21 protein-coding genes and 1 tRNA gene are annotated in these 22,339 nt (G+C 58.4%); 8 read left to right on the top strand and 14 right to left on the bottom strand.

Annotation, left to right across the window (positions count from 1 at the left end; genetic code table 11):
• Positions 1-31: 31 nt before the first annotated feature.
• From cpaB to OHL16_RS04825, 7 genes are all read right to left on the bottom strand, one after another.
• Entirely contained in the window at positions 32-856 is an 825-nt protein-coding gene (gene cpaB / locus OHL16_RS04855) for a Flp pilus assembly protein CpaB (RefSeq protein ID WP_263365931.1), read from the bottom strand.
• A gap of 5 nt (positions 857-861) precedes the next feature.
• On the bottom strand, positions 862-1,392 hold the full coding sequence (locus OHL16_RS20120; protein ID WP_317891028.1) for an A24 family peptidase: 531 nt from the start codon (positions 1,390-1,392) through the stop codon (positions 862-864).
• 143 nt (positions 1,393-1,535) lie between these two features.
• Positions 1,536-1,721, bottom strand: coding sequence for a Flp family type IVb pilin (locus OHL16_RS04845; RefSeq protein WP_263365930.1), 186 nt, complete (start codon positions 1,719-1,721; stop codon positions 1,536-1,538).
• Positions 1,722-2,288: 567 nt separating this feature from the next.
• On the bottom strand, positions 2,289-2,474 hold the full coding sequence (locus OHL16_RS04840) for a Flp family type IVb pilin (protein ID WP_263365929.1): 186 nt from the start codon (positions 2,472-2,474) through the stop codon (positions 2,289-2,291).
• A gap of 501 nt (positions 2,475-2,975) precedes the next feature.
• On the bottom strand, positions 2,976-3,221 hold the full coding sequence (locus OHL16_RS04835) for an anti-sigma factor family protein (RefSeq protein ID WP_263365928.1): 246 nt from the start codon (positions 3,219-3,221) through the stop codon (positions 2,976-2,978).
• Positions 3,218-3,844, bottom strand: a complete 627-nt coding sequence (locus tag OHL16_RS04830) for an RNA polymerase sigma factor (RefSeq protein WP_263365927.1) — start codon at positions 3,842-3,844, stop codon at positions 3,218-3,220. Before OHL16_RS04830 ends, OHL16_RS04835 begins: the two co-directional genes overlap by 4 nt.
• A gap of 250 nt (positions 3,845-4,094) precedes the next feature.
• The gene (locus OHL16_RS04825) at positions 4,095-4,397 is read right to left on the bottom strand and encodes a hypothetical protein (protein WP_263365925.1); all 303 of its coding nucleotides are present in this window, start codon (positions 4,395-4,397) and stop codon (positions 4,095-4,097) included.
• On the opposite strand from OHL16_RS04825, the gene OHL16_RS04820 reads away from it, so the two are divergent.
• Positions 4,375-6,459, top strand: a complete 2,085-nt coding sequence (locus OHL16_RS04820; RefSeq protein ID WP_263365924.1) for a lytic transglycosylase domain-containing protein — start codon at positions 4,375-4,377, stop codon at positions 6,457-6,459. The two genes, OHL16_RS04825 and OHL16_RS04820, sit on opposite strands and share 23 nt — an antisense overlap.
• Before the next feature lie 219 nt (positions 6,460-6,678).
• Positions 6,679-6,942, top strand: coding sequence for a hypothetical protein (locus OHL16_RS04815; protein ID WP_263365923.1), 264 nt, complete (start codon positions 6,679-6,681; stop codon positions 6,940-6,942).
• A gap of 9 nt (positions 6,943-6,951) precedes the next feature.
• On the opposite strand, the gene OHL16_RS04810 is transcribed toward OHL16_RS04815, so the two are convergent.
• Positions 6,952-8,208: an ABC transporter permease gene (locus OHL16_RS04810; protein WP_263365922.1), complete on the bottom strand. Its 1,257-nt coding sequence runs from the start codon at positions 8,206-8,208 to the stop codon at positions 6,952-6,954.
• 3 nt (positions 8,209-8,211) lie between these two features.
• A complete protein-coding gene (locus tag OHL16_RS04805) occupies positions 8,212-9,468 on the bottom strand; it encodes an ABC transporter permease (protein ID WP_263365921.1) in 1,257 nt (418 codons plus the stop codon).
• A gap of 125 nt (positions 9,469-9,593) precedes the next feature.
• Here OHL16_RS04805 and OHL16_RS04800 point away from each other — a divergent pair.
• Positions 9,594-9,682 (top strand) — tRNA-Leu (locus tag OHL16_RS04800).
• 197 nt (positions 9,683-9,879) lie between these two features.
• Here OHL16_RS04800 and OHL16_RS04795 read toward each other — a convergent pair.
• Positions 9,880-10,686 carry a carbonic anhydrase gene (locus OHL16_RS04795; protein WP_263365920.1) on the bottom strand — a complete coding sequence of 269 codons (807 nt, stop codon included), beginning with the start codon at positions 10,684-10,686 and terminating at the stop codon, positions 9,880-9,882.
• Positions 10,687-10,974: 288 nt separating this feature from the next.
• Here OHL16_RS04795 and OHL16_RS04790 point away from each other — a divergent pair, with 288 nt between their 5' ends.
• The 3 genes from OHL16_RS04790 to OHL16_RS04780 all read left to right on the top strand — a co-directional run bounded on the left by OHL16_RS04790 (position 10,975) and on the right by OHL16_RS04780 (position 13,535).
• The gene (locus OHL16_RS04790) at positions 10,975-11,508 is read left to right on the top strand and encodes a transporter (RefSeq protein ID WP_396127135.1); all 534 of its coding nucleotides are present in this window, start codon (positions 10,975-10,977) and stop codon (positions 11,506-11,508) included.
• A gap of 392 nt (positions 11,509-11,900) precedes the next feature.
• Positions 11,901-13,055, top strand: coding sequence for a hypothetical protein (locus OHL16_RS04785; RefSeq protein WP_263365918.1), 1,155 nt, complete (start codon positions 11,901-11,903; stop codon positions 13,053-13,055).
• Positions 13,056-13,136: 81 nt separating this feature from the next.
• On the top strand, positions 13,137-13,535 hold the full coding sequence (locus OHL16_RS04780) for a SemiSWEET family sugar transporter (protein WP_263365917.1): 399 nt from the start codon (positions 13,137-13,139) through the stop codon (positions 13,533-13,535).
• A 72-nt stretch (positions 13,536-13,607) separates the two neighbouring features.
• Here the strand turns inward: OHL16_RS04780 and OHL16_RS04775 are convergent, their stop codons facing one another.
• On the bottom strand, positions 13,608-14,597 hold the full coding sequence (locus tag OHL16_RS04775) for a hypothetical protein (RefSeq protein ID WP_263365916.1): 990 nt from the start codon (positions 14,595-14,597) through the stop codon (positions 13,608-13,610).
• Between the two features lie 860 nt (positions 14,598-15,457).
• On the opposite strand from OHL16_RS04775, the gene OHL16_RS04770 reads away from it, so the two are divergent.
• Both OHL16_RS04770 and OHL16_RS04765 read left to right on the top strand, forming a co-directional pair.
• Positions 15,458-17,212, top strand: a complete 1,755-nt coding sequence (locus OHL16_RS04770; RefSeq protein ID WP_263365915.1) for a sugar porter family MFS transporter — start codon at positions 15,458-15,460, stop codon at positions 17,210-17,212.
• An 89-nt stretch (positions 17,213-17,301) separates the two neighbouring features.
• On the top strand, positions 17,302-19,731 hold the full coding sequence (locus OHL16_RS04765; RefSeq protein ID WP_263365914.1) for a heavy metal translocating P-type ATPase: 2,430 nt from the start codon (positions 17,302-17,304) through the stop codon (positions 19,729-19,731).
• A gap of 39 nt (positions 19,732-19,770) precedes the next feature.
• Here the strand turns inward: OHL16_RS04765 and OHL16_RS04760 are convergent, their stop codons facing one another.
• From OHL16_RS04760 to OHL16_RS04750, 3 genes are read right to left on the bottom strand one after another with little or no spacing between them, the layout of a single operon-like run.
• A complete protein-coding gene (locus OHL16_RS04760; RefSeq protein ID WP_263365913.1) occupies positions 19,771-20,430 on the bottom strand; it encodes a LolA family protein in 660 nt (219 codons plus the stop codon).
• Positions 20,430-20,948 carry a type II secretion system protein gene (locus OHL16_RS04755; RefSeq protein WP_263365912.1) on the bottom strand — a complete coding sequence of 173 codons (519 nt, stop codon included), beginning with the start codon at positions 20,946-20,948 and terminating at the stop codon, positions 20,430-20,432. Before OHL16_RS04755 ends, OHL16_RS04760 begins: the two co-directional genes overlap by 1 nt.
• A 48-nt stretch (positions 20,949-20,996) precedes the next feature.
• Positions 20,997-22,313: a M16 family metallopeptidase gene (locus OHL16_RS04750; protein WP_263365911.1), complete on the bottom strand. Its 1,317-nt coding sequence runs from the start codon at positions 22,311-22,313 to the stop codon at positions 20,997-20,999.
• Between the last annotated feature and the right edge of the window lie 26 nt (positions 22,314-22,339).

The raw sequence follows: 22,339 nt of genomic DNA, 5'->3' as shown, positions 1-22,339 counted from the left end.
TTCATGTTGGTTGTCTTTCGTCAAACCGGGGTTAGAATTTGTCAACCGAATGCTTTTCTCCGGCGATCGTCTCGACGGTGTAAAAATCGGGAAGCTTGGCGAGTTTTACCGTTCTCACTGCACGTCCGCTCGAACTAGGTGTGCTCTGTACGGGTTTTCCGCCGGACATCTCTGAAAGCAGCAGCGGGTGAGTGTCGGCCTTCTTTTGATCTGCTCCATTCCGCAAGACAAACTGCACTGTCCCTTGCTGGGCTGCCATGACCATCTTTTGTGAGTCCTCGGGACTCAGCAGGAGCGTAACGACGCTCACGTTCTCCGCCTTGCCCTTTGGATCAGGCTCAAGTGTCTGTCCGGCGGTCAGCACGGTCACATCCTGCAGAATCGTGGTTGTAACCGGGTTGGGGGAATTTTCCGGGCGATAGGTCAGCACAACGTCAACGTGTGATCCGGGATACAGAAAACCTGCCACTCCTACGACATCATTGGACCGAACGGAGATCGCTCGCATGCCGTCCGGGATCTTGACGGACAGGCCTATTCCTGACCCAGCCGCCGCGAGACCAGAGTCTACGATGGGCTGATTCGCACTCACCGGATAGATCAAAGATCTTCCGATTACCGTCTCAGGCTTTGTGATCGCGCCCTGGATCGACGCGCTGACGGGCCACTCTGCGAGGACGACGGCGTCACTGGTCAGAGGCGTGCCGGCACTAAGGGCGCGAGACGCAACCACGATACGAGTGGTACTCGGCGTGCCCGTATTCATCCTGCGGATTCGAGAATAGAGAAAATATGTAGCCCCGACCGATAACAGCAAAGCTACGAACAACGCGAATATGACACGGCGAAGTTCCATGGGAGTCAACCTTTCCAGATTCCAGGAAGTAGCAGCGAGAGGGAGCCTAACGCAATGGCGACCCCGTATGGCATTCGGACCGCCGAAGGATTGGCGAGGTTAATCTCGGGGTGAGGCTCCGCTCCCATTACGGCATGAAAGCGGATTAGCGAAACAACGTTACTGAGAGTAGAACGGAACCGCTTCAGGAAGATCATGTAGCCGACTGCCATCAGGCCACCGCACAGCGCTGAAGCAATAAGAGCGCGGCCAACATTTGGAAGACCTACCCAGGCTCCCACTGCGGCCATCAGCTTCACGTCGCCTCCGCCCATAGCGCGAATGACAAACAGGAGAAAGAAGACTCCTCCTGCGATCAGCAAGCCCGCGGTTCCATCCACCAGCCCGCGCCATCCAAGAAATGCGAAGCGACAGACCAGGGCCGAGGCCATGGCTGAGTATGTCAGGAAATTAGGTATACGGGCGCTTCGAATATCGAAGAGGGCACCACAAAGGGCAACTATAGCTGCTCCCGCCAGGAATCCCGACTGCGTCATGCGAGCCTCTCCGTCTAGTGTGCTTCTTGAAAGACGTGCGAAAGCCACTGGTACGGCCTAGCATAAAAGGGCTATAAGCTGGCATCCTGAAGCGGGTTGTCCCCAGCATGCCAGCCTATTTCGGCCGCGTTGTTTCTCAGAACTTAGAGTGCAGAGCTGAGTTTGCTGCTGATAGTGCTGAAAGCATTGTTGATCGCGCTGGCGACTGTTCCCATACCTGCCACAGCGCCAAAAGCGATGAGTGCGGTTACGAGAGCGTATTCGATCAGATCTTGACCAGACTGATCGTTGTGAAGGGATAAGAGGGCAGACCGAAAACGATTAATCATTTCTTGTCTCCTAACTAGATTAAGTATGGCTTTGAGGCCACACGAGATACGATAGTTATCTCTCTCAGTGAGACACCGGAGCCGACTCCGGAAAAAGCCTCATCAAAGAGACTCTTAAAGTAGCTTGTGCTGACGCAAAGCAACGATACCACTAAAGAAGCACGTGAGTTGCCAAAAGTGCAGAACTGACATTTCCATAAACTGAAATTCCACGAGCAATTGTTATGCAACTACTCGCCTGCGGTAATTTACATATCTACCTGGCATCATTCTTTGGTCTCTTACCCCGAACGATAGCCCGGTTTGACTGAGCAAGTTTTTTCACACGGAGGATAACGCCTTTTCTTCTTCGGCGGCAAAATTAATTTAATTGCTTTGCTGGGTCAATCGGCCGAGAGCCGGCAAAGAGCAAAGATAAAGAGCAGACACGAAAGCACACTGTACTATCCCGCTCATGGATATAGGGTTGCCATGTTGAGACCTTCGCGAACATGGCAAAGTCTCGTAGCCTATCGCTTGCGATAGGCTACGAGACTTTGCCGTTTCCCGGTCACAAGGACAAAGCGGTTAGAGAGCGGAACTAAGCTCCGAGCTGATTGTGCTGAAGGCATTGTTGATTGCACTGGCGACCGTTCCCATGCCGGCGACAGCACCAAAGGCAATCAGGGCAGTAACAAGAGCATATTCGATCAAGTCCTGACCAGACTCATTGCGATGTAGGCTCAAGGCGATAGAGCGGAAGCGATTCATCATGTTTGTTCTCCTTGTCCGAGTGCAATATTGTGACGGTGGGCCCACACTCCTCCATGCATCGAACGCTCAATTAGCTACACAGTTTACCCACTTCCGAGACGACTCGGAAAGGCGCTCGTAGGCACAGGAGAACCTAGCGAGACAGGATGTCAGCCAAGGTCACCAATACCGTAACAGCACGCTGAGTGCCAAGAAATTGCGAGGAAGTGGAAACGGATTGCTCAGTCGAGAGACGTTATATAGATGCGAATCTAACTATCTCATATAGGTCGATTTAGATGGAATCGACCTCGACAAGGGAGTCAGGGAGCGTTTCGACAGTGACGGAAAAGTGACCATGCATTCTATGTCACTTTGTAGGAAAATATTTTCTCAAGGGTTCAGCAGGGCCCCGCGCTGAATCAAGCCTGACACAAATGCCCATGATCGCACGCGAGGTGCTGCTACTATCCTAATGATTCTTCGCCACTTGGCGAGGAGACTTGGGTCAGCCCAGTGTCCTTACGCAGTCTTCTTCTTTGCCCTGCACTTTGCCATGATGGCGGAGTGCAGACGCTCACGGAGTTCGGTCGAGATCTCGTAGATGTCGTTGCCACGATAAACCTCGATGGTCTGACGTGTCGTGTTGAGCACGACCTCGCAATGGCTGCAGCCTGCCAGGTGTGCGCGCACCTCTTCGAGCAGTTCAGGACTGATCTGGCCGTCGAAGTAATCGGTTAGCTGGCTGAGAAAGTCGGTGCAATTCATGCGGGAAAGCCTTCCTTTTTCTGACGGAAGTAACGGCTGAGCCGCTCACGCAATTGCAGGCGTGCCCGTAACAGCCTCGATTTTACGGCAGGAATGCTCAATCCGAGAGCCTCCGCAGTCTCTTCTGTAGAGAGATTTTCAACGTCGCGGAGCGTGAAGACGGTCCGGAACCCCGGAGGAAGCCCCTGGATTGTCTTGCGCAGGATATCGCCCAGTTCGTTCTGGTCGTAAATCTGCTCGGGGTTAGGGCGCCACTCTGCGAAGTCCCGTGGGATAGAGCCCTCTTCGGTCTGGACGTCCTCATCCATGGAAACTGTCTTGCTGGTCTTGCGCTTGCGCAGCCGCATGAGGCTCTCATTGACCGCGATGCGGACGAGCCATGTGGAAAACTTGGAGTTTCCCTGAAACTGGTCCAGCTTCTCGTAGGCCTTGAGAAACGTATCCTGCGTGATGTCTTCGGCGTCTTCACGGTTCTGAGTAATATGTTGCGCTACCCGGAAGATCTGGCGTTCGTACTGGCGGACGAGCTGCTCAAACGCGGCTTCATCCCCCTCCTTGGCGCGCGCAACCAGCGCTACGTCTGGGTGAACTTCTTCCGTTCCTGGGGATTGGATGGCTGGCATGAGAAAAAAGGTGCGTAAATCTGTGATGAGTGGGCAACGCTCAACCCTACGGCGGTGCCACTCCTCCATAGTAAATGGCAGTGGGCAGCAGCGCCACTTCCATGAACGAGCGTTTGCTCAGAAAGGCCGTCCATGTATCTGATGTGATTCCGCAGGAAAGGAGTCCACATCAGCAGGGAGCGAGAGCAGCTTAGAGTGGAGAGGTAGGCTTGTTGTATCGAGAGGGAAGTTTGAAGGGCCGGAATAGGTTTCAAATCGCAGTTCTCCTGGTTGTTTTGCTGATCACCGGGGCGGCGTCAGCCGCTGGCCGGAAAACGTCGCAGGAGGCCTCTGACCCCCCTGCGTCCCAGGTGAGGCAGGGAAAGAGCAAGTCCTCCGCTGCGGCGAAGCACTCGAGCCACTCGACTAGCTCGAGTGCCGGCAAGTCAACAGGCCACACGAAGTCCTCCCCCAGATCTTCGAGCAGGAAGAACTCAGCCACGGCAGCGAGGAAGGGACGCGCATCCCGGCCCACTGCGGAGAGCATCCGCTTGACGAGTGCCTTCCATGCCACGGAGCAACTGCGGCCGATGGCCCAGCAGCTGGCGGTATCTCGCTCGGCCCAGGCTTACAGCGGAGTCATTTCGTACGCGCGGTCGCATTCGGGTGACGCGGCGGCGACCGCGTATCTTGCCCTCGGTCACGCGTACATGCTGGATCGCCGCTATTCTGACGCCGCCACGATGTTTCGTCAGGCGGCGACCGCCGGCGATGCACTAGACGACTACGCGGATTACCTCGGCGCGCAGGCCGCGCTGCAGGCCGGTCATGGCGCCGATGCCTACGCTCTCCTTGATCGCTTCCCGGAGCGACACCCCGACAGTATCTTTGTCGCCAACGCACCTATGCTGTTGGCGAATGCCTACCTCCAGCAGAACAATCCCCAGGGCGCGCTCAAAGCCCTTGAGCCTTTGGCGAGCAGCCCACAGGCAGGGCATAGCGACTTCCGCTATACCCTCGGCCGCGCCTACCAAGTAGCTGGCGACGGCGCTCGTGCCGTGCCTATCTTCCGCAGCATCTATGCAAAGATGCCTTTGAGCGTCGAGGCCAGCCAGGCGCAGACGCAGCTTCAGGCAATGGGTGCAGGGCTGACCGCTGCCGAGCGGAAGGTTCACGCGGATCAGCTCTTCAACGCTAAACGTTATGCAGAGGCGGGTGCAGAGTACCACGCGATCTCCAAAAAGGATGCCAGCCTCAGTCAGGCCGATCGCGATGCGCTCGCCATCTATGCCGCTGTGTGCGACATGAAGCTCAAGCACATCAGCCGGCGCGAGGTGATGCGCCTGCCCAATACCAACGACGACAGCGCCGCGCTGAAGCTCTACATGCTGGCAGAGCTCTCGCGCAGCGACGGCGACCGCAGCGGTCATGACGCCATCATCGCCGAGATGATCAAGCGCTTTCCGTCCAGCCGATGGCTGGAGGAGGCACTTTACTCAGGCGGAAATATGTATCTGCTTAAGCATGACTCGCAGCAGGCGACCTATCACTACTCCACTCTGGTGCAGATGTTCCCCAACAGCACCTATGCGCCTTCGGCCCACTGGCGCTCGGCGTGGATGAACTACCGGCTACGGAACTACTCCGAGGCGGCGCGGCTGATGGATGAACAGATTCAGCGCTACGCAGGAGGCATCGAGGTTCCGGCCGCGATCTACTGGCGCGGTCGCATCTATGAAGACGAGGAGCGCAACCTCGGTCAGGCGGTGAACTACTACCGCGCGCTGCTCTCGGCCTACGTCAACTCGTATTACGCCGAGCTGGCGAAGAAACGCCTGCGCGTATTAGGCACGCAGCCAACGGTGTCACCCACTGCTGCTCTGAGCGCCGTCCACCCGCCGTCCGTGCCGCCGTTAAGCGCGGACCTGCCGGAGAACGAGCCGCACCTGATCAAGGCCCGGCTGCTCGCCAATGCTGCGCTGAATGAGTACATCGGCCCGGAGATTCAGGCCAGCCCCACCTCAGACGAGTGGGGAGCACTGGCTCAGGCCGAGATCTTCGCTTCGTATGGAGAGAACACGCGTGCCCTCCAGTCGTTGAAGCGCAGCGGAATCTCGTTCTTCTCACTTTCCATCGATCAGGTGCCGTCGATCTACTGGCAGTTGCTGTTCCCCAGGCCCTACTGGCCGGATCTGGCGTCGAACTCCGAGCGTAATGGGCTCGATCCTTTTCTGGTGGCATCGCTCATCCGGCAGGAGTCGGAGTTCAACCCGGGAGCGGTGAGTCGCGCCAATGCCTACGGCTTGATGCAGCTTCTTCCATCGGTTGGGAAATCGCTGGCGCGGAAGCAGGGAATCAAGGGCTTCAAGACACCGCAGCTCCTGAATCCCGCGACCAACCTGCAACTGGGCACGGAGAACCTGAAACAGGTGCTCAATCGCTTCGGCGGCCAAACCGAGTACGCCCTGGCAGCCTACAACGCCGGGGACGTTCCCGTGCGCCAGTGGACCTCAGAGGGCAACTACAAAGACATCGCCGAGTTCGTCGAGTCGATTCCATACACCGAGACCCGGGAGTACGTGCAGGCCATTGTGCGCAATCGGCAGATGTACCGCGCTTTGTACTCAGGGCATTAGCCGTACCAAAGCCAACAGGCTCGCCGTAAAGGAATCAACTCTGAATCGCTCACCGAAATGAGTCATTGACAGCGGTGGGGAATCCGTTATCTTATGCACCATAAGTGGTGCAACGCCATCGAGCCGGGAGGACTCTCAGCAGCCCTGAATCATCGCTCATGCAGGCACGCCGCAAGCGTGCATCGCAAACCCTGACAACCTTAGATAACGAGGCAGGATATGGTAGCGGAGCTCAATTTCCTTGAAGTATGGATACCGGAGCAGATGCAGCCGGGTACGCTTTTCGTGCTGGAGCAGGCCGGTGAGTTGGGGAAGGCAGAAAACCCCTATTGGGCTGTGCTCGCGTGTCCCTCTTGTGGGTCGCTGGGGCTGATTACCAGGCAGCAATGCGCGGGGTTAGAGTCGATGATCTGCGGTTCTGAGAACTGTTCGGCAGAGTACTTCCTCGAAGAAGGTCACATCCGCTATCGCCCGACGAATTAGCATTCGACGCTACTCGTGGCGAAGGGCTTCGACAGGATCCATCCGTGACGCGCGCACGGCAGGCAGCAGGCCGGAGACGATTCCGACTGCGGCCAGAATGCCGAAGGAGATCAGCATCACGCTCGGAGAAGCCCTCAGCACGATATCGCCCTCGTGGTTGGCCGTCTTGTAGATGTCCGAGTAGAGCGGCATCGGCGGAACCAGATACCCCACCACGATCGCTACAACCATACCGATTGCTCCCGCGATGAAGGTAAGCGTGAGGCTTTCGAGAAGAAACTGCGAGAGAATATCTCTTCTCTTCGCACCGAGGGCCTTCAGTAAGCCGATCTCACGCGTCCTCTCCGTCACCGAAACAAGCATGATGTTCATGACGCCAACGCCTCCAACGCCGAGTGTCATGGCTCCGATGATTCCCAGCAGAAGCTCGAGCGCAGTGCTGAACTGCATGATTTCCTGTGAGTCCTCGACCGTGTCCCACGTAGGAGCGGCCTTGTCGTCCTTAGGGTCGAAGTGGTGGCGGCTTGCGAGGACGGCGCGGACCGCCTGTATCGCCTTGATATGCAGATCGGGTGAGCTGGGCTGGAAGACGATGCTGCCGGGATCGCGCTGGTCGGCCAACAGACGCATCATGCCGAAGGGGATGAAGGCATTTTCATTGTCAGGCCCGTTGTTTGACGAGTCCTGAATCTTGTTCCGCAGAACACCAATGACCTGAAAGACGTGACCCTCGATCTCGACCGTTTCGCCTACAGGTGGATAGCCGTTGAAGAGCTTCTGCGCGGCATGCGGCCCGAAGATGACGACCTGGCGATGTTCCGTAAAGTCTGCCGGCTCAAAGTAGCGTCCCTCCTCGATGTTGAGCCTGCGCATTCCGCCATAGGGATATTCGATGGCCTTAGTCGAGATATTCACGACCTTGGGCCCGTACTTGAAGCTGAAGCCGTCGTCAGTCTCGGAACTGACAGCGGTGAGGAAAGGAACTGTGTCGCGAACGGCCTCAGTATCGCCGTCGAGGAACTTGACCTTCTTGCCGGAGCGCTCCCCGCCGGCCTGCATGCTCGTCTGGCCGCCCCACATCATGATGACGTTGTCGCCGAGGCCCATGAAGCCGTTGAGGACCTCCTCGCCGAGGCTCCTGCCATAACTGAGCAGAAGGACGACGGTCACGAGTCCCCAGATGATGCCGAGCATCGTCAGGCCGGAGCGCAGACGGTTTCTGAGCAGGGAGGCGATGCATTGGCTGATAATCTCGCGTACGTTCATTTGCTACTCCGTCCTGAGGCATTCCATGGGGCTGAGGTTGGCGGCGCGTAGCGCAGGATAGGTCCCCGAAAAGAGCGTGATCGCCGTCAGCGTCACGAGCGAGGAGACGATGGCGGCCAGTGAGATGACGGGATGGGGAACAAAGTCGGGCAGTGGAACCAGCCGCAGCAGAAGGCAGACGCCGACGCCGAGCGCCAGTCCGGTGATGCCGCTCACGACGGTGATGATCGCCGACTCCACCAGAAACTGCCGCCGGATATCTGTGGCCGTCGCGCCGATGGCCTTGCGAATGCCGATCTCTCGCGTGCGTTCGGTGACGGCGACCAGCATGATGTTCATCACACCGATGCCGCCGAGAGCGAGCGTAAGCAGAGCGACCGCACCGAAGAACAGGGTCATCACCCCGAAGATGCGCTCGGTAAACTTCGAGCCTTGGAGAGTGTCCCATATCCACAGGGCCTCTTTGTCGTTAGGGTCGTAGTGATGGCGCTCAGCGATGATGCGGGTGACCTGGTCGAGCGCCTTCTCGTGCAGATCGGGAGAGACGGGTTCGACGACGATATTGTTGACGTAGCCTCGTATTACGCCCGGCCGCTCAGGTGGCGGAAAGTCGCGGGCCATCGCCGAGTAGGTCGTAAAGAGCTGTGTGTTGTCCGGCCCGCTGCCGTAGCTGCCGTTCTGCTTCTTCTTGGCGAGCACGCCGATGACGATGTACCGGTAGCCGTTGACCATCAGGGGCTCGCCGATGACTGGCTTGCCGGGGAAGAGCTGCCGGTTGGCGTCGGCACCGAGAAGGATGACGCGCGCGCCCTCGATCTCGTCCTGCTCGCTCATCAGCCGGCCCTGCTCGACCTTGAGCGAGCGGAAGCGCTGATACTCCGGCCACACGCCACGGATAGGCCGGTTGGCGGCGTTCCACTGGCTGACCTCGGCGACGCTGCGCCGCAGCTCGGGGCTCACGGTCTTCACCAGCGAGGCTTGCTGCTGGATGGCAATGGCGTCGTCGATTGAGAGCCGGACGTAGCGGCCTGCGGCGTATCCTCCCGCCTGCATGCCCGTCTTGCCGCCGAAGAGGATGGCGATATCGGTGCCGATGGAGCGCAGATGCTCCTTCTGGTCCTCGTTGAAGCCGATCCCCAGCCCTACCAGCAGAATGACCGAGGTGATCCCCCAGACGATGCCGAACATCGTGAGAAAGCTGCGAAGTTTGCTCTCCCATAGGGCGGAGAGTGTCTGCTTGAAGATCTCGCGAATAGGCATAGACCGGGCCGATGGAGAAGATTTGGAATCTGACCTCTATATACGGAGCAGCGTGCCCGGAGGTTCCTTGAGCAGGGCGGGGTGCCCGATACGTTAGCATGGGTTAGCAGAGATTCCGTTCTCTAGCCCGGATGGTGAAATCGGCAGACACAGCGGACTTAAAATCCGCAGACCCTAACCGGTCGTGGGGGTTCAAGTCCCCCTCCGGGCACCATAAATGCTACTAATCGACGATTTGGGGCGTAGCGTCAATTTGGTCAGCATGGTGAACGTGACCAATTTCGTGACTTACCTGTGATTCCTGCTGGTTCAAACGGAAATCAAAATGCTTGCATGGGTGGTAAACGCGTCGGTGCTGGGCGCAAGTCAAGTGCGTCCAAACTAAGTCAAGCAAAATCAATCTTCAGGCTCTCACTTGCTTTCCAAAACGACACGGCCATAGAGCGGCTGCGTCGGACGCGCGTCGTTCCTGTACAGTTTCGAGAACTGCTCGATCTCCGCAGCCGAAACGGACACAGGATGTTTAAGTACGAACCACGTCACGTTTTCACTGCAAGGAGGAGTAGTGAGGGAACCCAAAAAGGTGTAGTAGCTGTGATCTGAGGGAAGCAACCCATCTGCGTCGATCTGGACATCCTTCTCAGATTCTATTTTTTCCTTTTCCTTGGGCAGGGCCTTCCATATTGTGCGGACCATAGCGTTGTCTTCTCCCTTCTCCAGAAGAACTGCCACTACCGCCGCATTGCCTTTCTCGTCGGCGTGCACCAGATGTACCGTCATCTCATAGCCCTTGCCGTTGATCTTTTCCTCGCTTGGCCTGTGGAAGTGGAATTGCTTGAGCTCGTATCGATTACCACCCACTGTGATGAAACTCCCGGGGCTGTAAATAATCATGATCGTGTGGCCGTTATCGACGATATTCAACGTCGAGGGCTTGTAATCGAACTGGATGGCCGGAAGGTTGGCCTTTTGCGGATTGTGGATATCAATAGGTGACTGGCGATGCCCATTCTTGCACGGAGCAAACTCCGGCTTAAGCTCACCCCAATGACTAGGCCCTCGCGACGCACCATAATCCCATGTATGTTCAGGACTCGCATGCTCCTGCGCTCCGCTCGCGGCTGTTAACCCAAACGCGCAACCGACGATCGTAAGGAGACGATGGTTCCGGCAACGCATATCAACACCCCCGACAGCGAGAATGCTAGAAAGTCGCAACTCCGGTGCTTCTGATCTGATGAGGGGTTTCCCCAATAACCATCATGGATAAACGGCCGGTCGTTATCTGCCTTGCTCTAGCCGTCCTGCACACCCACGCCTACGCCCAGTTCACCGACCCGCGAACGTACCAGAACACACCTGTGGGGATCAATCAGCTCGAGCTGGCCTACGCCTATGTTCGCTCCAATACTTCGATCGATACTTCCTTCATGGTCTCAGGAGCAAAAATTCAATCTCAACCAGGGTCTCATCGACTATACGCGCTATTTCGCATTTCTTCATCGCATGGCCTGGGTTGAAGCCAGCGTCCCCATCGCCAACCTCAGCGGCTCCATCACTGGCACCGACATCACTGGATCAACCACCGGCACCGGCGACTCCGGCTACACCGCAGCCATACTCCTCAAAGGAGGCCCGGCGCTCAGCCCGGAGCAATTCGCAAACGCCCAGACCACCACTTCCATCGGCCTGAGCCTCTCCATCACCGCACCCACCGGCCAATACGATCCCAACAAGCTTCTCAACCTCGGTTCCGATCGATGGTCGTTCAAGCCCGAACTTGCCATCTCCAAGCCATTCGGGCCCGAGCAGCGTTGGGTATTCGACGCCTACGCCAACACCTATCTCTACACAGACAACACCTCGTATCGTGGCGCAGAAGTCTTGCGACAGCGAGCGCTCCTCGGCCTCGAGGGACACCTCAGTTACACCTTCAACAACACCATATGGGCCTCTCTCGATACCCGGTACTCCTTTCGAGGCGACACCACTGTCAGCGGGGCGTCAATCAGGACAATCCGCAGCGAAATTTCATCTTAGGCAGCGAGCTTGTCGTCTCCCCAAACTCCCGAAACTCATTCACCTTCGAATTCGCCAAAGCAGCCATCCACAAAAACGGCCCATCCCTCACCGGCTTCACTGTGAAGTATGACTACACCTGGGGAAAGGACTACAGATAAAAGAATTGTTCTCGCAACTGGCTCTAACAGACCAAGCCACTCATTGACCCTGAACAAGAAGCCTTGTTTGGCGACTTTGGCGAATGATCGGTTGATAGGTCGTGGGAGCGACGTTATAATTCGTGTCCGGCATTGGCAGATCGGACAAATTGGCATGGACATTGAGGCAGGAGGCCGCCGTCTATGATCCCCATACCGAACGATGTGAAGCAGGGCTCGCCTACGATGACGAAGGCAGCTCTTCAAGAGAAGGTGACCGACTTCTCTCTGGTTATGGGTGGTCCGATCTTCCAATTGTTTCGGAAGGCACATCTCACGGGAGATCACCTGGAGCTTCTGCACCGGCGTCTACTTACGATCATCTCAATCGCGTGGCTGCCGATGCTGGTCCTCGACCTTGTTGCTTCTCGACCTGGTATCCCGGGCCGGCTTACCTTTTTTCATGATGTTGAGGTCCAGGCCCGTTTTCTGGTTGCCCTTCCAGTGCTGATTATGGCCGAGTTGATTGCTCATTCGCGCCTACGCCCTGCTGTGCAGCGATTCGCGGAGCGGCGAATTGTCAGGGGAGAAGACCTGCCGCGTTTTGAGGCGGCGATCGAGTCGGCAGTCAGGCTGCGAAATTCCATCCCTGTCGAACTGGCGCTTCTTATCTCGGTTTACACGCTTGGACTGTGGCTCTGGAACAGCCGATTCGGCATCGAGTCTCCAACCTGGTATGCGAACCCAGGCGGCCGTTGGCATCTGACCCCCGCCGGTTGGTGGTACGTGTTTGTCAGCATCCCGATCTTACAGTTTGTGCTTCTGCGCTGGTATTTAAGGTTCTTCATCTGGTATCGCTTTCTCTGGCGGGTGTCGAAACTGAACCTGCATCTGGTTCCCATCCATCCCGATCACAGCGCAGGGCTCGCTTTCCTGGGTAAGAGCGCATACGCCTTTGGTCCAATTCTCTTTGCTCAGGGCGCTATGCTGGCGGGCCTGGTGGCGAGCCGTGTCCTATACAGAGGGGAGAGCCTGTTGTCGTTCAAGCTGCAGATGGGAGGCTTTGTCGCCTTTTTCGTCCTGGCGATTCTGGGGCCGCTCCTGATGTTTACCCCCAGGATGGCAGCCGCAAAACGAAAGGGACTGGCCGATTACGCCCAGGTCGCGCAGGGTTACGTCGACAGATTTGAAGAGAAATGGGTTCTTAATACACCGCCGTCGGAAGAGGTCCTGGGATCTGGCGACATTCAGTCTCTCGCTGATTTGAACAACAGCTATGACATTGTTCGCGGTATGCGCGCCGTTCCGTTCGGACTTGATGACATCTCCCGCTTAGCCGCGGCGACCGCTGCTCCCCTCGCACCACTCCTGTTAACGACCTTCTCTCCGGAAGAACTCATCATTCGGCTCGTCAAGATCGTGTTCTGAAGATATCGAGATCCGTATGTCCACTTTGTTCATTTCGTCGTATCAGAACCCGACGTGAGCATCTCAATGTGGAGACAGTGTATGCGCCGATTCCATCCAGTCATTCTCCCGGTTCTGCTCCTGAGCGTGATCCTCCTCGATGGCTGTAAGGAGCTTATTCCACGCGACACGTCGAGCCTGCTGATTCCCAGCCTGCGCCGGTCGGAGATATTTGGTCTTGTGGCGGGTTTTGGGACGACCTTCGCCGCTGTGCCGGACATGATCGCAATGTTCAGGCGCCGGTCAAGCGCGGGCATGAATCCGAGAATGGCCGCGATCATCGGCGTCTTTCAGATCCTTTGGATCTACTACGGGCTTCTGATTCTGTCGCGGCCGGTGGTTGTATGGAACACGATCGGCGTGTTGATCAATTTCCTCAACGTCTGGGCGTATCGCCACTTTGCCCGCAAGGAACAGGCAGCGGATCAGTCTGGGAGTTGACGGGATACGTGGCCAATCGAGACGTGGCCAGCGTCATGATTTCATATGGCTCTCAGTTACAGTCCACTGGGTTCATTTCTTCTCATCAGAGCTCGACGTGAGCATCTCTTTGATTGCGCGCTTGTCTGTTGCGTAGTTGCCATGGGCCGAGGTCGGATTCTCAAACAACCATAGCCAGTGAGTTGAGTTTCTGACGTTGTAGTTTTCGACGTGAATGTCATCCAGTGCGGGAACTGTCCAGGTAAGCAAGTCGCTCGGATCATTCAATGCAACGATTCGTGGAGGCTTGCACTCCTGCGGAGCGCTGGGGAGTGACTTGAGATATTCGCACCGAACCTTTCCCCAATCCTGGAGATGCGTCGCGATATTTCTTTCCGAAGGTCCGTCCAAACCAACTAATTCCAGCAATCGGAGTTGATTCGCGAAGAAGACCACCAGGGAAGTGCGTTTCAATATCTCCTGAAGGTCGCTTCGAGTTTCTTCCGCAGTAGCCGTCTTCCCAGTTGTTTGATCCATATCGAGGGCCGAGAAGATCAGATAACTTCCCAGGCTATGGGAGACAATCACGAATTCCTGATTGGCCCGGGCTCTGGTTGCGTCAGCTTGGGAGGTAGTGGGCGCGTCCGCAAGCGATTTCAGAATCAATTGGCGGATCCCGTCGAGAACATAAGCTCGAAGCGGGCCGAGCGCCATCACGGCGTCGGAGAATGCCCAGTCCATCAAATCGCTCTTCAACTGTCGATTGGCCCTGGCACCTCGCGCGGGGAGCTGGCGAAGACGCGTGGCCTCATCCTTGGAGATCCAGTCGTACGACTTGAATCGCTGTGCAACACCGGCATTCGGTTCACGAGTGGAGCAGGTATCAATTCGTGCTTTGCTTGGAGCGACAAGGGAGGCGTCAGCAGCGATGATCTGACGGCATTTGAGCGAGAAGGTCAGTGGCCACCAATTCAGCTCGTCCACGTACAAGGCTGGGCCAGTGGAGCGAGCGAGTAGAAAGTGAACGGCATAAGGGGCTGCCGCATGCCATTCTTCCTGGCTCTTCCAAACCGGCTCGTCCATGTACTCGAGCGCCGGAACTGACGCATCTGGTCGAAACTCATCCCGGTCGGCGTAGTCCCACTCGCCAATTGGGGTGCCCTCAGGGGTCGTGCAGTCCTTCAGATAGTCGCAGATGCTCTTTCTAAGCGCCCGCGAGTCGCGATCCTTAGGGCCGTCGGATCCAATCCCGTGAATGTAGAAGATGTGTATTTCCTTGCCCTCAGAATGACGCAGCTCCTCCCCGAAAGACTTTGGCGATTGGGAAGGCACAGCAGGAGCAGGGGTGGACTGAGCGGGGCAGGAGAGCGCCGGGACGCAACAAAGGAATAGGGTCAACGCCCAAAAGGTTTCTTTGACTGTTGCGTGGCTTCCGGCAGACAGTCGATCTGACTCGCCGTTTTGGCCGTGCATTCCTTTCATGGCTCCTCCAGGAGAAGAACAAGAACAGCTGCGCGAAGATCCCGGGTTCATTATCAGCTACGCCGTAACGCTATGGCCCATGTTGTTGACAGTGGTCGGAGGAAATAGAGGCCCGATATATCCCCGCAATGTTGAGTACCCGATGATTGACCTTGGGTTGGACGGCATCATTTCTGCAATAGGCCTTGAATTGCTAGATCGCCAGTTATTTCCCGGGGGGAATCCATGCCGACAGTCTCAGATTAAACAGTGAGCGTGACCAATTCCGCGACCAACCGCCCCCGAATTGGCCGTCACCGAACCTCACCGACCAAACCGGTCGAACGAGCGAAGCCGCTAAGAACACTGGGATTTCAATAAAATGGTATTGTGCCGAAGGGGACTTAAAAATCCGCAGACCTTAACCGGCCGAGGGGGTTCAAGTCCCCCTTCCGGACACCAGGCATAAGGACGTCACAGGCATGGCATTGTCAGCAGCGCAGATGGCAGTTGGGACGAAGCGTTCAAATCCGGTGATCTATGGCCGTTTTCTGATTTTGATCGCAGGTCTGGGTGGCCTGCTGTACGGAATCGATGTAGGGATCATCGCCGCTGCGCTGCTCTATCTCGGTAAGACTGTGAGCCTTACCGTCGCGCAGACCTCGATGATCGTCGCGGCGGTGCTGGGCGGCAGCACGATCTCATCGCTTATCGGCGGCTTTCTCGCCGACTGGCTGGGCCGCAAGCGAATGATGATCGGCAGCGGGCTGCTTTTTGTCGTGAGCGTGGGGATGATTGTGTCGTCGCACGGCTTTGTCCTTCTGCTGCTGGGGCGACTATTACAGGGAGTGAGCGGTGGCGTGATTGCGGTGGTTGTGCCGCTCTATCTGGCCGAGTGTCTCAGCGCCAAGAGTCGCGGCCAGGGCTCTGCAATCTTCCAGTTCATGCTGACGGTGGGGATTGTCGTCGCCGCGCTCACCGGTCTCTACTACACGACACATGCCGAGGCGGCCATCGCAGCGGCGGCAGGAAATCAGGTCCTGATTTACGCAGCAGAGAACCATGCCTGGAGAGGGATGTTCCTCTCGGTCATCTATCCCGGCTTCGTCTTCTTCCTGGGGGCGTTCTTCCTGAGTGAGAGCCCGCGGTGGCTCTTCCGCAAAGGGCGCAAGCAGGAGACCCTCGCTGCGCTGCGCCGCTCCTCTTCGGAAGAAGATGCACAACTGCAGTTTCGCGAAATGGAGGAGCTTGCGGCTGAGAGCCAGGAGAAGGCTGCGGTGCCTGGCGCAACAGACTCCCTGCTCCGGCGGAAGTACGTCTTCCCATTCCTGCTAGCCTGCGTGATTCTGGCGTGCAATCAGGCGACGGGAATCAACTCGATCCTCGCCTACTTAGTGCTGATCCTCAGACAGGCAGGCATGAGCGCGGCGCACTCGACCCAGGGGGACTTCGCCGTAAAGCTACTCAACTGCGTGATGACCATCGTCGCGGTGGCCTTGATCGACCGGCGTGGGAGGAAGTTTCTGCTCACGCTGGGAACCGCCGGCATCGTCGTCGCGCTCACGTTCGTGGGCTTCTCCTTTCACCGGGTTGAGTCGCAGCACACGGACGTGAAGGCACAGATGCAGGCTGCCGTGAAGGACAACGCGCTGACGATTCCTATCAGCGAGGTTCGCGCGGAGAGCGGGATCGAGCAAACGCGCGCCTCCGTGCTCACCGTGCTGTACTCCTACGGCGACGGAGAGCGAGTCGCCTCGGTGCTGAGCGACGATAAAGATCCTGTTCTGCGCATCGAACCGGAGACGAAGCAGACATCGTCCCAGTCGCAGACGCCCGCCCCATTGATCATCGAACGCGCAACATGCGGCCCGGTCCCTTCAGGGATGACCGGCTGGCTCATCACGGTGGGCATCGCGCTGTTTATTGCGAGCTATTCGGTGGGACCTGGTGTTGTAGTGTGGCTTACGCTCTCGGAACTGATGCCGACGCGAATCCGCTCGGCGGGCATGGGGATCGCGCTGCTTCTGAATCAGGGAGTCTCGACGCTGATCGCCGGGATCTTCCTGCCTGTCGTCGGGCACCATGGCTACTACGCGATGTTCCTCTTCTGGGCGGGGTGCACGGTCGTCTACTTCGTTACGGCTGCGTTCTTTCTTCCGGAGACCAAGGGCAAGACGCTGGAGGAGATCGAGCGATACTTCGACGCAGACAGGCACGCGCAATCGCAAACGACTTAGCGTCGCAGCATTTTGCGCCGAGAGACTCGCCCCAGGTGTAAGGAATTCCGAGGTCGCCCGTCCTTAGTATGGTAAGGAGGGGTAACAGGATGGCGACAGATCCGGTCTGCGGGATGCAGGTTGATGAGGAGAAGGCGAAGTGGTCGACCGAGCATGGGGGCACGCGGTGGTTCTTCTGTTGCCAGTCATGTCTGAAGAAATTTGAAAAGGAGCCGCGGCAGTTCGACGGCTCGCAGCCCAAAGCTGCGGTGGGGTTGGTGTCGATTGCGTCGGCGGCGCCGAAGCCGATTGCACCGCTATCTGCCCCTGCAGGAGCCCAGTACACGTGTCCAATGCACCCCGAGGTGCAGTCGGAGAAGATGGCAGCCTGCCCGAAGTGCGGGATGGGGCTTGAGCCTGCGACGATAGCCCCGAGCCGCGTGGAGTACACCTGCCCGATGCACCCGGAGATCGTGCGGGATGGGCCGGGAAGCTGCCCGATCTGCGGAATGGCTCTGGAGCCGAAAGAAGCGACCGGCGAAGAGGAAAATACTGAGCTTGAGGATATGACGCGGCGGCTCTGGGTGGGCGCGCTGCTGACGCTGCCACTGCTGATCGTGATGGTGCTTGAGCTTGCGGGCGGCGTCCGCTGGCTTCAAGGCCCCTGGCTCGGATGGGCAGAGCTGGCGCTGGCGACTCCGGTGGTGCTTTGGTGCGGCTGGCCGTTCTTTGAGCGCGGATGGGGCTCCGTGGTGTATCGCAGCCTGAATATGTTTACGCTCATCGCGATTGGCACTGGCGCGGCTTATCTGTACAGCGTGGTAGCCGTCACAGCGCCGGGGATATTCCCGTCCTCATTCCGTGAAAGTAATGGGAATCTGGGACTCTACTTCGAGTCCGCAGCGGTCATTACGGTGCTCGTGCTGATGGGGCAGGTGCTGGAGCTCAAAGCCAGAGGACGCACTGGCGCTGCGATCCGCGCGCTGCTCGGGCTGGCTCCGAAGACGGCGCGCAGGATTGCGCAGGACGGGACCGAGAGTGACGTTCTCCTGGCCGAGGTGCAGGTCGGCGACCGCCTGCGGGTCAGACCGGGCGAGAAGGTCCCCGTGGACGGCGTCGTAATCGAAGGGCACAGCTCGGTCGACGAGTCGATGGTGACGGGAGAATCCGTGCCGGTCGAAAAGACCGAGGGCGAACGTGTCGTGGGCGGCACTGTGAACGGAACCGGCAGCCTGGTCATGCGCGCCGAAAGGGTTGGGTCGGAGACGCTGCTGGCGCAGATCGTGAAGATGGTCGGCGAGGCGCAGCGTTCACGGGCGCCGATCCAGCGGCTGGCCGACCATGTCGCCGGATACTTCGTTCCCGCGGTACTCGCCGTGGCGGCGATTGCATTTGCCGCGTGGGCGATCTGGGGGCCGGAGCCGCGGCTGGCTCACGCGCTGATCAACGCCGTCGCCGTGCTGATGATCGCCTGCCCCTGCGCCCTCGGCCTGGCCACCCCGATGTCGATCATGGTCGGGACGGGACGTGGCGCGACCGAGGGAGTGCTGGTGCGAAACGCCGAGGCGCTTGAGTCCCTCGAGAAGGTCGACACCATCGTCCTCGACAAAACCGGAACCCTGACTGAAGGGAAGCCTCGCCTGACCGTCGTTGCGCCTGCGGAGGGATTCGATGAGACAACCCTGCTGCGTCTGGCGGCGAGCCTCGAGCGCGGCAGCGAGCATCCGCTCGCAGCGGCAATCGTCAAGGGAGCCGAGCACAGGATGATTCTGCCGCAACAGGCAACGAACTTCGTCTCAGTGACCGGCAAGGGCGTGACGGGAGTCGTCGAGGGCAGGCGTGTCGCAGTAGGGACTGCGGCTCTCCTGCGAGATCAGGGACTCGACGCGGGCGATCTGGAGAAAGACGCCGAGGCTCTGCGGCAAAACGGGCAGACAGTTGTGCTCGCGGCAGTGGATGGGCGCGTGGCAGGGCTGCTTGGTGTTGCCGATCCAGCCAAGCCTTCGTCGGCAAAGGTCGTGGAGACGCTGAAGCGGGATGGCCTGAAGATGGTGATGGTGACCGGCGACAACCGCACGACTGCCTCCGCGCTCGCCGCTCAACTCGGAATCGAGTTTGAGGCTGAAGTCCTGCCTGCGGGCAAGGCCGAGGTGATCAAGCGGCTGCAGTCGCAAGGCCGAAAGGTCGCCATGGTGGGGGACGGCGTGAACGACGCTCCCGCGCTCGCGCAAGCCCAGGTAGGCATCGCCATGGGAACCGGCACTGACGTTGCAATGATGGCCGGAGGCATGACGCTGGTAAGCGGCGATCTTCGCGGACTGCTCCGGGCAAGACGTCTGAGCCAGCGCGTCATGAAGAACATCCGGCAGAACCTCTTCTTCGCCTTCATCTACAATGCGCTCGGCGTACCGCTGGCGGCAGGAGTGCTCTATCCGGTCTCCGGCCTGCTGCTGAGCCCGATGATCGCGGCTGCTACGATGAGCTTCAGCTCAGTCTCGGTGATCGCAAATGCGTTGAGGCTGCGAAGCGTGAAGTTGTAACGGCTAGTTCCTACCGTGGACCCGGTGCCAGACCGGTTCTTAGACCGGTGGAAGCGCATCGACCACCGCCAGGCCTTCAGGCGGATGAAAGGTGAAGTCGGCGTCTTTGGTCGGGATGTTCTCTTCGTAGGCCGAGAAGGCGAACTCCGTAACGGAGCCATCGATCTCTTCAAGACGCATCCGATTGATCGTGCCAGCCGGCGAAACCCAAAGGGTCAGCAACCGCACTCTCTGCTCCATTCCCTTAGGAACTCCGGTGATCAGAAAGCCATTGTTATCAGGCGATACCGCGAGATTATCCAGCTCTTTTTTGAGCTGCGTGTGACCTAGAAGAAAGCGCAGCGGAGAGCGCAGATCGTCGAGTTGTTTCGCCGGCGTGCGTTCCACCTGAGCGTCGCCGGGAGTGTAGAACCAGGCATATTTGCCGTCGAGCACAAAGAGCTTGCCGGCCGGTAGGTCGTAGCTCCAGCGCATGCGGCCAGGTTTCTTGAGCAGCAGCGTGCCGGACTCTGTCCGGTCGAGGCCCATGCCGGAGTAGTGCTCGGTGTAGCGGGCCCGAAGCGATGTGAGGTGGTTGTAGTGATCGTCAACCTTGCGGACGATGGCCGGATCGGCCTTGTCCGCCTGCTGCGCACGAACGAGTCGAGCGCAGCAGGGAAGGACGAAGGCTACTGCGAGCAGCAACGATGCAGGTCGCATTACTGGATAGGCTGGGTGCAGTTGGTGCCGCCCGCTGGATCGAAGGTGACGTGGTTATTCTCGTCGGTGCAGAAGCCGCGATCACCGGACTTGCCGACGGAACTGGGAACAGCCGTGATCTGGTAGGAGGTATACATGTCCTGGTTGTTGACGGTCACTTTGCTGCAGTTGGTGATCGCGAAGGTGTAGCCGGCCTTGAAGCCGGTGGCAAGCGCGGGCTCAATGAGCTGCGCCGCCTGGGCCGAGGGAGCTCCGGACTTCGGGTCACCGCCGAGCTGCTGCAGCGAGCAGGAGAAGCCGTTGGCCGGGTACGCCGAGTTGTACTGCAGCTCTGCCTGGCCAATCGTCCGCAGCGACTGCACCGCCGAGGTCTCATTGGCCTGCTTGCGCAGCTTCAGAAGCTGAGGCACTGCGAGCGTCATCAGGATGAGCATTACCGACATCACAATGAGCAGCTCGATCAGGGTAAAGCCTTCTTCGCGGTTCATCTCAGGGCGGATCGCGGCAGGGCGGTTCATCTTTATCATGGTCTCAGTGGTCCTTACTCCCAACAACACAACACTTTATCAGCAGGCGAGGTCTTCGCGCTCAATCTTCAGCGAGCCGAGGTTCCCGAGCAGCGTCAGCGCAAGGGCCTCGGGGCGGAAGAGCTTCTGCGCTATCGACTGCACGGACTCCGGCGTGACGGCGTCGATCTCACGAGTGATCTCGTCGACGCCGAAGAACCGGCCGAAGTACATCTGCTGCCGGGCGAGGTTCGACATACGGCTGGAGGAGCTCTCGAGGCCGAGGACAATATTGCTCTTGAGCTGGTCCTTGGCGCGCTTGAGCTCCGACATGCTGACAGTCACTTCCTTAAGACGCCGCAACTCGTTGAGCGTAAGCTCGAGCACGTGGCGGGTCTTATCGGCGGCGATGCCCGCGTAGATGGCGAGCAGCCCGGTGTCGCGGAAGGGATTCATCTCGGAGAAGATCGAATAAGCCAGGCCGCGGTCTTCGCGGATCGTCTGGAACAGGCGCGAGCTCATGCCGCCGCCCAACATGCTGTTGAGCAAATAAACAGAGTAGCGCTCGGAATCATTGACCGGAGGAGCCGTGACGCCGAGGCAGAGCTGCACCTGCTCAAGCGACTTCTTCCGGCGCAGCGTGATGTGCGGCGTGGCCCGAGGAGTTTCGAACCGCGGAGGAGCCTGGGAGCTCAGGGCCGAGAGCGAGCGGAACTGCTCCTCCACCTGCGCGACGAAGCTGTCGTGCTCGAGATTGCCAGCGGCCGAGAAGACAATATTCCCCGGTGTAAAGCGACCCGCGTAGTAGTCGAAGAGAACCTGTTGGTTGAAGCTGGAGACGGTCTTCTTGGTGCCGAGGATGGGGCGGCCGAGCGGAGCGCCCTTCCAGAAGTTCTGCGTGAAGATCTCGTTGACGAGGTAGTCGGGGTTGTCCTCGTCCATCTTGATCTCTTCGAGGATGACACCCTGCTCGCGCACCAGCTCCTCAGGCGTGAAGGTGGGATGCAACACAAGGTCGGCGAGGATATCGAGGGCAGGGGCGACGTTTTCGTCGAGGACCTTGATGTTGAAGCAGACGGTCTCCTTACCGGTGAAGGCGTCGAGATTGCCGCCGATCGAATCCACCTCGCGGGCAATCTGCTGGGAAGAGCGCGAGGTCGTGCCCTTAAAGACCATGTGCTCGATGAAATGCGAGATCCCGTTGACCTCAGGGAACTCATCGCGCGAGCCGGAGTTGATCCATGCGCCCATGGACACACTGCGGAGATGAGGCATACTCTCGGTCAACACCGTGAGGCCGTTGGGGAGGGTAGTCGTACGGATGTTGCGAGATGTGCCTCGGGTGAGGTCGGTCTCTTCGATCAAGGTTGCTGCCATGCGTCTCCTTACCCTTTTATTGTTTC

The organism is Edaphobacter bradus (assembly GCF_025685645.1).
In the GTDB taxonomy this organism is placed as follows: domain Bacteria; phylum Acidobacteriota; class Terriglobia; order Terriglobales; family Acidobacteriaceae; genus Edaphobacter; species Edaphobacter bradus.
The sequence above is the reverse complement of the archived record's forward strand: the minus strand, read 5'-3'. Positions and strand labels throughout refer to the sequence as shown.